The following is an 11,295-nucleotide window of genomic DNA, read 5'->3' as shown; positions in this document are numbered from 1 at the left end:
GTTTTAAATCAAATAATTAAGTGTTTTTGTAGAATTGAGTTTCTCCCAGCTGAACAAACATTGGTTTAGGAATGCTAACTAATTTCTTTATTTTTGCATCATATTATATATGGTATGAAAAAGGCTTTAATGTATTTTGCTTTAGGAACGGTTTTAAGTTTCCTGATCAATTATTTCTTTTATAGTTCGAACAATGTAGGTCTTGATATATACTACGCGCTGGCTTTTGGGATAGCGTGGGGGATCGCTTACTATTTAGATACACCCAATATTACCCTTCCACAAAAACTAGGATTGTCTTTTGTCGCGATGGGTGCTTTAGTGCTGATCGGAACATTAATTTTTAGCTTAGAATTGGCAATTCCTTCGATCCTTAAATTTTCGATGGTTTTTGTAGCGTATTATTTAATTGCAAGCTTCAGGGGAAGTAAGTCATTAAGAAAATAAAAAAATGAGACTGTCTTGAAAGGCGGTCTCATTTTTTATTTAGTGGATCATCAGGAAGCTTATAGATACTAATGCTATTAGCAGAATAATTAATCCAAAGGAATTTATTATAAACAATAAAATACCGTTTAAGATACTTATTCTTTTTCTCGTTTCGTATACTTTGTGATGTGCGATGAAAAAATAAATGCATAAGTAAAAGAAAAGAATAATGGATGCTAATCTATTTAATGTTGTAATAATGCCATGTTGTGGTAGTAAAGATATAAGACTGTCTTTTACCATAAATAGTAATATACATAATAAGAAGAACGAAAAATAGTGTAAGGTGAAAATCCCGTGGTCAAAATACCACCATTTTTTCTTATTGTGAAATACCCATAGAAAGAATGCAAAAATTGGTAAGTAAATAAATAATGCTTTTGGTAATGTATGAATAAATGTTTCGACGAAACGTTCTTTAATTTCTTCCTTGCTTAATCCTTCTTCTTTTAATTCAAAAGTTTTTTTCGCAAATGGTCTTGAAAGGGTATAAATTGCACTGCCACTTTTTTGTTGTAGCGAATCATATTGCTTTAAATTACTTGCGCCAAGAATTTTATTGTTTTCTTTACTAAAGGTCTTTTCAATTAGCTCTTCATCGGCATCATATTTAATAGAATCAGTTTGTTTGTCAATAATTTTTTTTGCCTTTTCTGCATTTTTTGCTGAAATAACTCCATTATCCTGTATTGTTTTCAGAGCCTCTTTTACTTTTTCTTTTTCGATCTGTTTTTGCTCAATAGTTGTTGATATGGTTTCTTTTTCTTTATGTTTTTCTCCAGATGGTAAAAAAGCAGGAAGTAAAAATGTAATGAAACTTATAAAAATGTAAAGTTTTACAGGTGCTACATAAATTTGTCTTTTCCCGGCAATATATTCTTTTGTCAGTTGACCTGGACGAACCATCAAGTATTTCAATGTTTTCCAAAATTGACCGTCGTAATGCGTAAAATCCTCAATAAAGTGGGTAAAGAGATAATGAAAAGGCTGTCTTGGTTCGGTGTTTTCCTGTCCGCAGTGAGGGCAGAATCTATCTTCTACTTCATTATTGCAGTTTAAACAAGTTTTATCTTCTCTGATTTTTCCGTGGCTCATGGATATTGAGGGTTTTGCGCAAAGATAATTATTTAACCTTATAACATAATTATATCGATAATCTTTTACGGAAATATTTAAGGAAAAGTTAATAAAGCAAGAGTTTGAGTTGCCAAACTCTTTACTTTATCACCTGTGTTTTTAGAATTTTCTAAAACGTTTTTTTCATCGTCAAATTATTTACAACATTTATGCCAGAAATAATGTAAATAGACAAAATCTGTTGAATCGTTTAATCGAAACTTAGTTTCAAGACATTATATAAAATATACTTTCGGGTTACAAAATTAATTTGTACCTTTGCACACCCTTATGGGGAAAATTATGTTTAATCTTTAACTAAAACGTGTGAATACATTAAGTTACAAAACTGTTTCAGCGAACAAAGCTACTGCTAATAAAGAATGGGTTGTGGTAGACGCTGAAGGACAGCCGTTAGGAAGACTAGCTTCTACGGTTGCAAAGATTTTGAGAGGTAAGCACAAAACAAACTTTACACCTCACGTAGATTGTGGTGATAACGTTATTGTTTTGAATGCTGGGAAAGTTACTCTTTCCGGAAACAAGTGGAACGATAAGACTTATATCTGGCATACAGGTTACCCTGGAGGTCAAAAGTCTATGACTGCAGCTGAACTTCAAAAGAAAGATTCTTTAAAAGTATTAGAAAAATCTGTAAAAGGTATGTTACCTAAAAACAGATTAGGATCTGCTTTATTGAAGAACCTTTACTTATATGAAGGAACTGAGCACAAACATGAAGCTCAACAGCCTGCAACAATTAATGTTAACGAATTTAAATAATTAATTAATATGTCTATAGTTCACAAAATCGGAAGAAGAAAAACTTCTGTAGCGAGAGTTTATGTAAAACCAGGTTCTGGAATCATTACAGTAAACGGTAAAGAGGCTGCAACTTATTTCTCTACAGACGTTATGGTTTATAAATTAAACCAACCGTTTATCCTTTCTGAAACTGTTGGTCAGTATGACGTTACCGTAAATGTTTTCGGTGGTGGTAATACAGGTCAGGCAGAAGCTATCAGATTAGGTATTTCAAGAGCTTTATGTGAAATCAATGCTGAATTCAGATTAGCTTTAAAACCTGCTGGTTTACTTACAAGAGATGCAAGAATGGTGGAAAGAAAGAAGCCAGGTCAGAAAAAAGCAAGAAAGAGATTCCAATTCTCAAAACGTTAAAAAAGCGTATGGCTATTGGCTTATGGCGGATAGCTTTAGAAAAATTTTTAAAAAATTATTTTTTAACCCAAAGCTGGGAAGCCAGTTGCCAAAAGCAATAAGCCAACAGCAACTTTGCCCGTTACGTTTAGCATCCAAACACTTCTCCCATCTAAAGAAGCTGTTGATTGCATAAGAAGCGGAAAGTAAACTAACAAAAACAGAAAACATGGCAAAAGCAAATGTAAAAGACCTTCTAGAGGCTGGTGTACACTTCGGTCACATGACTAGAAAGTGGAATCCAAATATGGCTCCATACATTTTTATGGAGAAAAATGGTATTCACATTGTAGACTTACATAAAACAGCGGTTAAATTGGATGAAGCTTGTAGCGCTTTAGAAAAATTAACTTCTGCAGGTAAAAAAGTTCTTTTTGTAGCTACTAAGAAGCAAGCAAAAGAAGTTGTTGCAAAACACGCTTCTGAACTTAATATGCCTTATATTACAGAAAGATGGCCGGGAGGTATGTTAACAAACTTTGTTACTATCAGAAAGGCTGTTAAGAAAATGAACCATATCGACAAAATGAAAAAAGACGGTACGTTCGAAACTTTATCTAAAAAAGAAAGATTACAAGTTGACAGACAAAGAGCTAACTTAGAGAAAAACTTAGGTTCTATCTCTGACATGGTTCGTCTTCCTTCTGCGATCTTCGTTGTAGATATTATGAGAGAACACATCGCTGTAACTGAAGCTAAGAAATTAGGTATTCCAGTTTTCGGTATTGTTGATACAAACTCTGATCCTAGAAAAGTTGACTTCGTTATCCCAGGAAACGATGATGCTTCTAAGTCTATCGATATGATCTTGAGCGTAGTTTCAGAATCTATCAAAGATGGTCAGACTCAAAGAAAAGCTGATAAAGAAAAATCTAAAGAAGAAGGAGAAGTAGTATCTGCTGATAAAGATGCAGATTTCGATTCTGCTGAATAATTAAAGATTTTCTTTAAAATATTAAAACCGCTAAACAAGTTTAGCGGTTTTTTTGTGCCTATTAATTTAAGATTAGTTCGAAAGTGTAATATTATAAGAAGTTGTTACAAACTTGGTTTTCTGATAAACAGAATTACACAACATTCCGGATAAGTTATAGTTTTGATTTTTAGGAACCATCGCGGTGCCTATTTTATTAGCCCCAATTGGGATCTTTTTAAAATAATTGTTTCCACTTATTGTAAGTACCATATTGCATCTCGACTTATTTTCAACCGTAATAGACGTTTTGTCTCCATCTGACCCGTTTAACAGGTCTGTAAGAACTTCAGCCGTTTCCGATTTATAAGTCTTTATTAAGGTATTGTATTCCATTTCTACTTGGCTTGCTGAGTTATTTGCTCTCGAAGGAATAGTGGAGCTTGGTCTTTTAACAGGTGGAGTTGAACGATAGCTTGTAGTACCGCAACTATTTAAAAATATAGCCAATGCAAAGCTGTAAAAAAGGAATGTCTTTTTCATGATGGAAATTTGTTATGTAAAAATAATCTTTTTTACTTATTATTTGAAATTGCTTTATTCCCAACTTGTGAAGGGTTGTTTAATGTAATGTAGACTCCTTTTTTTATTTCTTTCTGTGAGCTATATTGTACGTCACAAACATTACTGTTGAGCGTATAATTACCTTTTTCAATAACAATAAAGTTTTCACTATGTGCAGGAATTGCCAGGTTATAATATTTTTTGCCCTGTATTCTTAAAATCAGATTGCAGTCTGATCTATTCTTACATAATAGTATAACTTCTTTGCTGGTGATGTCTTCATTAAACATTGCATTTAGGAGTTTAATTGTTTTATCCTTATGTTCTCCGGAATTTTCTGTTATTAAACGTTTAAACTCCTCAGCATCTTTTAAGTTTCTCATCGTGCTATTGGAAATATCTGTAATAACAGGTCTGGCTTCCATTGGCTTTGCGCCTTTTTTGCCTTTTGTCCATTCTTCATTTTTTAAGGCAATAAGTTTTGGTTTTAAAACTAATTTTTTGGGGTCTTCGGGATGACAGTTTTTCAAATATGCTTCAATCTCTGCAATATTTGTACTTTTAAGAATGTTTTTTGATCTTTTCTGGGCATAAACTGAGTTTGAGATCATCACGAAAAGTATTGTGATGATGAGGGAATTCTTTTTCATTAATAATAAATTTAATTAATATTATTTCCATTTGTGCTTGTGTTGTTTTTGTGTATACGATATGTTAATACAAGGTTGTAAATTTTTACAACCTTTATTGTTATGAGTGAATTTTATCACTCAAATATCGAAAAATGATTAATTATTTAAAGTAAAATGATTGGGGTGTTTTTTTTCATCTGTTGTATTTTTAATTAATTTTAAATTTGATATAAGTAATTGTTTTTCCTTTTGCAGAAAACAATTCTTCATAATAGGTTTTTATATCTCTTAAATGTTCTGTACCCGGATCATATTCAGCAGCTCCATAAATATCGTGGTGTGCCGATACGATTTCATAGCCTGCACCTTGAAGGTAGCCTAATGTATAGCCATGTAAAAATTCAGAATCTGTTTTTAAATGAATGATACCTCCTGGTTTAAGAAACTTTTTATATCTCTCAAGGAAATCGGGGTGGGTCAGCCTGTGTTTTGTACGTCTGTATTTGATCTGCGGATCCGGGAACGTGATCCAGATTTCATCTACTTCGTTCTCACCAAAAAAATGGTCTACCAATTCTATCTGAGACCTTACAAAAGCAACATTTCCCATGTTATTTTCTACGGCTTCTTTAGCTCCAAACCAAAATCTTGCTCCTTTGATATCGATACCAATAAAATTTTTCTCGGGGAAAGTTTTTGCAAGACCTACAGAATATTCTCCTTTACCACAGCCTAATTCAAGAACAATAGGGTTATCGTTTTTAAAGAAATCTGTTCTCCATTTTCCTTTTAGTCCAAAGCTATTTAAAGCTTCGTCTCTTGTTGGTTGGATAACGTTTGGTAATATTTTGTTTTCAGCGAATCTTGCTAATTTATTTTTGCCCATGAGATATATAAAATCTTGCAAAAATAGCAAAATTTAGAAAGATGACCTTGTTTTTTAACTATAAAAGAAGGATGTGGGGATTTATTATTTTTTTGCAGAACTTCCCAATGCCACCATCAGAGGTTTTTGGATTGTTTTTTGAGAGGCATATTGAGATCCGCATACAACACTTGTAAAAAGATAATCACCTTTATTCACAACAACAGAACTTTCGTTATGAGCAGGAACGGCAAGCCTGTATTTTGTAGTACCTATTCCTTCCATTCTTACGATAATATTACAGTCGGATTTATTTTGAATAAGCACGATACATTCTTTACTCATCGGGTCATTATCGAAAAGTGAGTTTAATATCTGTACGGTTTTATTCTTATGCTCCGTGGGAGAAACAGCCATCAGCATGTTGAATTCTTCCGCTTCTGTATCAGCAATAACGGCTGTTGAAGCTGCTGCGGTTGTGTTGGTAACATATACATTTTTTGCATTACTGGGAGTATAAACAACCAAAGATTGTTTTGCCTGTAATTCTGCATTATATTTTGCAATCTGTTTTTGTTTAATGATGGCGTTCATCTCATCAAAAGAGATTTTAGTTGAAGGTCTTCTCTTCAACAAAGCAAGCTGCTCTTGCATTTGTTTTACTTTCTGATCTTCGGGACGCGCGGTTTTAATATATTCCTTCATCATTTCCATTACTCTTGGCTTTAGAACGGATCTGCGCGGATCATCGGGGTGTGCATCTCTTAAGAAAGCATTTATCTCATAAATGTTTTTGCTTTTTAAAATGTTGCTGTAATCTTTGTCTTTTCTCTGAGCAGAAAGAAGTCCAAAAAATAACACTGTACTAAAGAGTAAAAGTAACTTTTTCATTCACTAATATTAAGTTTTAAAAAATAAATTAATCTTTTTCTTTATTGTGTTTTGAGAATTAGGTGTTTTCTAAATTGAAATTAATAATAACAGCTGTAACACCCAATTATGTCATAAAATTAAAAATATTTTTAAAAAATAAAGGAATGTAGATCACTAAATTTTATGACATACATTCCTTTACAGCAAATATGATGCTAATTTATTTTATAATATCCTGAAGGTGAGAATTTCTAAGTCTTCTCTGATAAATAGGCATATACTTTTCAATCGGGATTTTTACCGCCTCAAAATTACCATTCATAATATATGGTTGAATATTTTCTGAAGTGTACACGAACTGAAGGAAATTATCAATCAAATTCTCCGGAATTTTAAACTTCAGGAAATAATCTTTTCCTAAATAATTTTTAATTTGAGCAACAGAGCTGTTCATCTTTTCGTAGGCAACGTAACGTTGTTTTTTCTTCCTTTCTCCGGATAAAATATCGTAGATACTTTCTAAACTAAAGGTAAGTCCGCCATCTCGAAGTCCTGCAACAGGTAGTTCCGGTGGATTTCCGTCGCCTTTTGGTTCCGGTAAGCCGATTACTTTTTTCAGCGCCAGAGCTTTGTTTTCTTTTTTAAGAGCGTTTACATCATATCTCAAATTTCCGGTAGGTTTAAATCTACTGATGATAACTTCCTGAATATCGTGGTAGGCTATTTTTAATTCAATTAAATTTTTAGAGCCAAGCATTTGAGGAGATAATATAATATCCTTCCTTTCGGTAACAATTGAGGTAAAACGAATAACATCTCCAGCATTTGCAGCAATATTGAAATCACCATTATAATCTGTAAGAACAGTTCTTTGCGTAGTAAGATTGGTTACATAAACCTGATTTAGATATAATACCGAATTGTCTCTTAAAAAGACCTCTCCGTTATATATTTGAGCATTGATTTTTACCAGAAAAAGCAAGACTACTAGAGTAATAAGTTTCTTCATATAATGAGGCAAAATTACATAGAAATCCAATAATTTATACCTACTTAAATAGTGAAATCAGGTTAAAGTTATATTAAACTTTATAATAAAACTGTTAATGAATGTTATAAACCTAGTTTGTTATATGCATTAATTTATCTGTTCTTTACCAATAGCCAGCTTGTATATTTTACGCTTGTGCTTCCTCCGAATTCTGTCCAGCTTATAAAATACCAGTAAGTTGCCGTACTTACAGGTCTTCCGCCCAAGCTTCCATCCCAGGTAAATCGATTGGTAGGAGCTCCTCGGAAGACTTCGGCACCATATCTGTCGAATATTCTGAATTCAAGATTGCTATTGCCCATTAATTCCGAATAATCAATATCATCATTATGTCCGTCATGATTTGGAGTGATGGTATTGATCAAATTAATGATAGTAAATGTTCTCGTAATTTCATCACAATTTCTGGAATCTCTAACATGTAAAACGTGATTTCCTCTCGGTACATTCTGGAAAACATTAGAACTTTGCCAATTATTTCCATCCAAAGAATATTCATAGGGAGGAGTTCCGCCACTTGCACCGACTGTTACTGTATTTCCGTTGATTTCGATGGAAACGATTGCTGGTAAAACAGATTCTGTTACATTTACAGTTTGTCTGTACGTACAGCCGTCAAAAGTAAGATCTACCCAATAGGTTCCGGCCGAAACGTTCGTAATAGAAGGTGTTGTTGCGCCTGTGCTCCAAAGGTAGCTGTCGAAACCTGGTCCTGCATCTAAAGAGGTTTTGGTTTTAGGACAAACAACTTTATCAAAAAGGACATTTGATTTTTTCGGAGTTTTTATATTAATAGTAATTGAAGCTATATTAGGGCATACTCCCGGTTTTTCAAATCTGATATGGATGGTCTGAGCTCCGGTAAGGTTCATTGGGTTCCCAAGAGGGGCAACATTATTCTGAGCATTTGCTAAAGTCGCGTGATAGGTCACCGTAACGTTGGGATCTATCGTAAACTGTGGAATAAATTGCGCCAGATCTACGTTTTTGATTCCGTCAAGATCGTTATCGCAGACACTTACGACATATGAAGTTTTTATTAAAGGTATCTTAGCGCCAATGCTGAAATTTAAAGGTTGAACAACAGCTGCGCATCCGTCAGGAGAATCAACTCTTATGTAAATTGTTGTGGGTGCAGTGTAACTCCAGTTGTTAGGAAGTGTATTGGCATTTCCTAGGTTGGCATCGCCAAGATTAGCATAATATCTTACATTCGTAAAATAACCAGGGTTATTAAGAACGATTGGAGTAATGTTGGATAAATTTACGGTTACTGTTCCATCTAAATTATCATCACAAAATACGCCATTATAATTATTTAAAACAATGGCAAGATTATATAAGTTAAGCGTAATCTGAGCAATACTTTTACAGCCGATATTATTTTTAACTACAGCATAAACAATGGTTCCGTTTGGAGCAGTATACGTAGTAGGAGCTGTAATTAATGCTGCAAGATTCTCATTTTGAGCATCAAGTAGGGTAGGGTAATAGGTAATTGTTACCGGACTGTTGTTGGTAACAGTGGCTGTTGTTAAATTAAAAGTTCCTTGTCCATTGATGTTACAAGCGGTTAATGTTGCATTATTTACCGTTAATGACTGAATATTAATCGTTACCGTTACTGTTTCGCAGTCCGGAAATTCCGGATCATTTCCGCAGTAAGTATAGGTGAAAGTATCTGTTCCTGTAGTTCCTGGGTTGGTAACCGTATAGGTAATTATTCCGGTTGTTGGATTTACAACTGCAGTTCCTAAAGTCGGCTGAGTCGTAATTGCAACGGTAGAAGGAACCGGTGTTTGTGTTGAGCTGCTAAAAGCCGGAGTAATAGTCTTTACTGAGCAGACATCATAAATTGCCGTAGTCTGTTTCAAACAATTCAAAACCTTGTATTTTCCTGAAACTAAAGGCGCGCAGCTTCCCATTGTTACCGAGCAATGATAATATCCGGATTGTGTAGGAATATAGGTTGATGCATTGGCTCCGGGAATAAGAACATCATTTCGATACCATTGGTACGTATCATAAATAATAGGGTCGACTGTAAGAACGAGTCCGGGTGCACAATCTCCACCAGATTTTAAAATCATAGGCTGTGTTGGGAAGCCTGCAAAGAAACCACCGTATCCCACCGCGTCACTTCCTGCACTTATCCCTGCCATGATCGCCTTTGTTGAAGTTACCGTAAGAGTTCCTGTAACATTCGGGATACCGTAAGTCACCCAATTGGTGGTACCGGACATATTAAAAGGACCTGTAGTCGCAGGAGGAACACCTCCGTTTACGTTTACAACAGCGCCTCTTTCTGTAATTAAATTAAGCTTAGTCGGAATATTTAAAATTCCGGTAGGATTGGCGTTGGAATGAACAAAATTTTCATCAATTAAGCCTAATTCATTTATTTGCTTTGGTAAATAACAGTTTAGAGCCGGAATAAAATTAAAACCACCTGTTGCCACTTCACTAGTTGAGCCTGAAGCTCCCGCTAAGATTTGATAAACGTATGCATTTTTTGATGTTCTTAGGTATAAATTATAATGTCCGCTTCCCTGTAACTGATATTTGGTATCCGGAATTACAAAATACTGGCCTGTGTTGATCGTGGCTACCGGAGGTATTTCATTATTTACAAAAATTTGGGTATTATCTTGTGTGGCTATAACCATAGCACCTTCCATATGAGATCCGATGGTACCGTTGCCCTTTACAATGGCAAATTCATTTCCAAGTCTTTCTACAGGAACCGCCTGATCCATTAAAATATCTGAACTACCGGGAAAATTTCCTGCATATTGACCGTTGAAATTTCCATTGGTAATATTAACGGGTTTATCTGAAACTATTTTAGCGCCGATGAATCCGTCAAAGTTCCCAGGAATACCTCCGCTACCGTCAATGATATAGGATTTCCCTTTGTTTAACGTAAAAGTCATGGTTGGGTTTGTAGCTCCGGTCGTTCCGTTGGAGAACTGAACGGTACTTTTATATCCGGAAATAGTAACTGTCGTATTATCTTCAGTTGCTAAAACGCTTGTCATGAAATTTAAAATTACATTACTTACGCTGATAGGAACATTTGCCGCATGAAAAACTTTTCCTGTGGCAGGAATTCCTTTGGAAGTAATAATTTCCGCATGATTATAGACCGAAAATCTTAAGTTGGCATAAAAAGGAAATTCTGCTTTTAAATAAAGCCCTTTTGATGTAGGGGTAAAGAGATCAGCCTGCTGAGTTGTGATGATATAATTTCTTAATACATCAAATTTTTGAGGGTTGTTTTTACTGATATTCACCGTACCGATCAAAACATTGTTATTATAAATGCTTACCGGAAAAGAAGTAGTTCGATTGGTAGAAAGATACAATTTTTGATAGGGATTTGGGTTCCCCGTTCTATCTACCATTGGGGCAAACCAATGTTCTCTGTCCAACTGTGCGAAAGTTGACATGAAAATGTAGAACATAAATATAAAAGATAGAAATTTCTTCATCAAGTATCAGCTTTTATCACAAATTTAATAATAAAAAGTAGTAAAGCCTTGAAAAAATAACAAAAAAACCACGATTCTGAAAT

At 34.3% G+C, this 11,295-nt stretch carries 11 protein-coding genes; 4 read left to right on the top strand and 7 right to left on the bottom strand.

Annotation, left to right across the window (positions count from 1 at the left end):
* The first annotated feature begins 114 nt into the window (after positions 1-114).
* Positions 115-447, top strand: a complete 333-nt coding sequence (locus EG348_RS04585; RefSeq protein ID WP_123981071.1) for a hypothetical protein — start codon at positions 115-117, stop codon at positions 445-447.
* Positions 448-486: 39 nt separating this feature from the next.
* Here EG348_RS04585 and EG348_RS04580 read toward each other — a convergent pair whose 3' ends face one another.
* Positions 487-1,584, bottom strand: coding sequence for a DUF3667 domain-containing protein (locus EG348_RS04580; protein WP_123981069.1), 1,098 nt, complete (start codon positions 1,582-1,584; stop codon positions 487-489).
* Positions 1,585-1,932: 348 nt separating this feature from the next.
* On the opposite strand from EG348_RS04580, the gene rplM reads away from it, so the two are divergent.
* The 3 genes from rplM (at position 1,933) to rpsB (ending at position 3,757) form a co-directional block, all read left to right on the top strand.
* On the top strand, positions 1,933-2,388 hold the full coding sequence (rplM, locus tag EG348_RS04575) for a 50S ribosomal protein L13 (protein WP_066754694.1): 456 nt from the start codon (positions 1,933-1,935) through the stop codon (positions 2,386-2,388).
* Positions 2,389-2,397: 9 nt separating this feature from the next.
* On the top strand, positions 2,398-2,784 hold the full coding sequence (gene rpsI, locus EG348_RS04570) for a 30S ribosomal protein S9 (RefSeq protein ID WP_054511446.1): 387 nt from the start codon (positions 2,398-2,400) through the stop codon (positions 2,782-2,784).
* A gap of 208 nt (positions 2,785-2,992) precedes the next feature.
* Positions 2,993-3,757 (top strand): 30S ribosomal protein S2, encoded by a 765-nt coding sequence (gene rpsB, locus EG348_RS04565; protein ID WP_066754696.1) that lies wholly within the window; start codon positions 2,993-2,995, stop codon positions 3,755-3,757.
* Between the two features lie 72 nt (positions 3,758-3,829).
* Here the strand turns inward: rpsB and EG348_RS04560 are convergent, their stop codons facing one another.
* From EG348_RS04560 to EG348_RS04535, 6 genes are all read right to left on the bottom strand, one after another.
* On the bottom strand, positions 3,830-4,279 hold the full coding sequence (locus EG348_RS04560) for a DUF6759 domain-containing protein (RefSeq protein ID WP_123981067.1): 450 nt from the start codon (positions 4,277-4,279) through the stop codon (positions 3,830-3,832).
* A gap of 32 nt (positions 4,280-4,311) precedes the next feature.
* Positions 4,312-4,950, bottom strand: a complete 639-nt coding sequence (locus EG348_RS04555; RefSeq protein ID WP_123981065.1) for a DUF6759 domain-containing protein — start codon at positions 4,948-4,950, stop codon at positions 4,312-4,314.
* A gap of 190 nt (positions 4,951-5,140) precedes the next feature.
* On the bottom strand, positions 5,141-5,818 hold the full coding sequence (gene trmB / locus EG348_RS04550; RefSeq protein ID WP_123981063.1) for a tRNA (guanosine(46)-N7)-methyltransferase TrmB: 678 nt from the start codon (positions 5,816-5,818) through the stop codon (positions 5,141-5,143).
* 84 nt (positions 5,819-5,902) lie between these two features.
* Positions 5,903-6,688 (bottom strand): DUF6759 domain-containing protein, encoded by a 786-nt coding sequence (locus EG348_RS04545; protein ID WP_123981061.1) that lies wholly within the window; start codon positions 6,686-6,688, stop codon positions 5,903-5,905.
* A gap of 202 nt (positions 6,689-6,890) precedes the next feature.
* Positions 6,891-7,679: a hypothetical protein gene (locus EG348_RS04540; protein WP_123981059.1), complete on the bottom strand. Its 789-nt coding sequence runs from the start codon at positions 7,677-7,679 to the stop codon at positions 6,891-6,893.
* Positions 7,680-7,813: 134 nt separating this feature from the next.
* On the bottom strand, positions 7,814-11,212 hold the full coding sequence (locus tag EG348_RS04535; RefSeq protein WP_123981057.1) for a T9SS type B sorting domain-containing protein: 3,399 nt from the start codon (positions 11,210-11,212) through the stop codon (positions 7,814-7,816).
* Positions 11,213-11,295 lie beyond the last annotated feature (83 nt).

Source organism: Chryseobacterium sp. G0201, assembly GCF_003815655.1.
Classification (GTDB): domain Bacteria; phylum Bacteroidota; class Bacteroidia; order Flavobacteriales; family Weeksellaceae; genus Chryseobacterium.
Note: the sequence above shows the minus strand (reverse complement) of the source record. Positions and strands in the feature narration are given on the sequence as shown.

Excerpts from the sequence above, each read along its gene's own strand:
- EG348_RS04585 (WP_123981071.1), top strand. The coding sequence starts at position 115 with ATGAAAAAGGCTTTAATGTATTTTGCTTTAGGAACGGTTTTAAGTTTC.
- EG348_RS04580 (WP_123981069.1), bottom strand. The coding sequence starts at position 1,584 with ATGAGCCACGGAAAAATCAGAGAAGATAAAACTTGTTTAAACTGCAAT.
- rpsI (WP_054511446.1), top strand. The coding sequence starts at position 2,398 with ATGTCTATAGTTCACAAAATCGGAAGAAGAAAAACTTCTGTAGCGAGA.
- rpsB (WP_066754696.1), top strand. The coding sequence starts at position 2,993 with ATGGCAAAAGCAAATGTAAAAGACCTTCTAGAGGCTGGTGTACACTTC.
- EG348_RS04560 (WP_123981067.1), bottom strand. The coding sequence starts at position 4,279 with ATGAAAAAGACATTCCTTTTTTACAGCTTTGCATTGGCTATATTTTTA.
- EG348_RS04555 (WP_123981065.1), bottom strand. The coding sequence starts at position 4,950 with ATGAAAAAGAATTCCCTCATCATCACAATACTTTTCGTGATGATCTCA.
- trmB (WP_123981063.1), bottom strand. The coding sequence starts at position 5,818 with ATGGGCAAAAATAAATTAGCAAGATTCGCTGAAAACAAAATATTACCA.
- EG348_RS04545 (WP_123981061.1), bottom strand. The coding sequence starts at position 6,688 with ATGAAAAAGTTACTTTTACTCTTTAGTACAGTGTTATTTTTTGGACTT.
- EG348_RS04540 (WP_123981059.1), bottom strand. The coding sequence starts at position 7,679 with ATGAAGAAACTTATTACTCTAGTAGTCTTGCTTTTTCTGGTAAAAATC.
- EG348_RS04535 (WP_123981057.1), bottom strand. The coding sequence starts at position 11,212 with ATGAAGAAATTTCTATCTTTTATATTTATGTTCTACATTTTCATGTCA.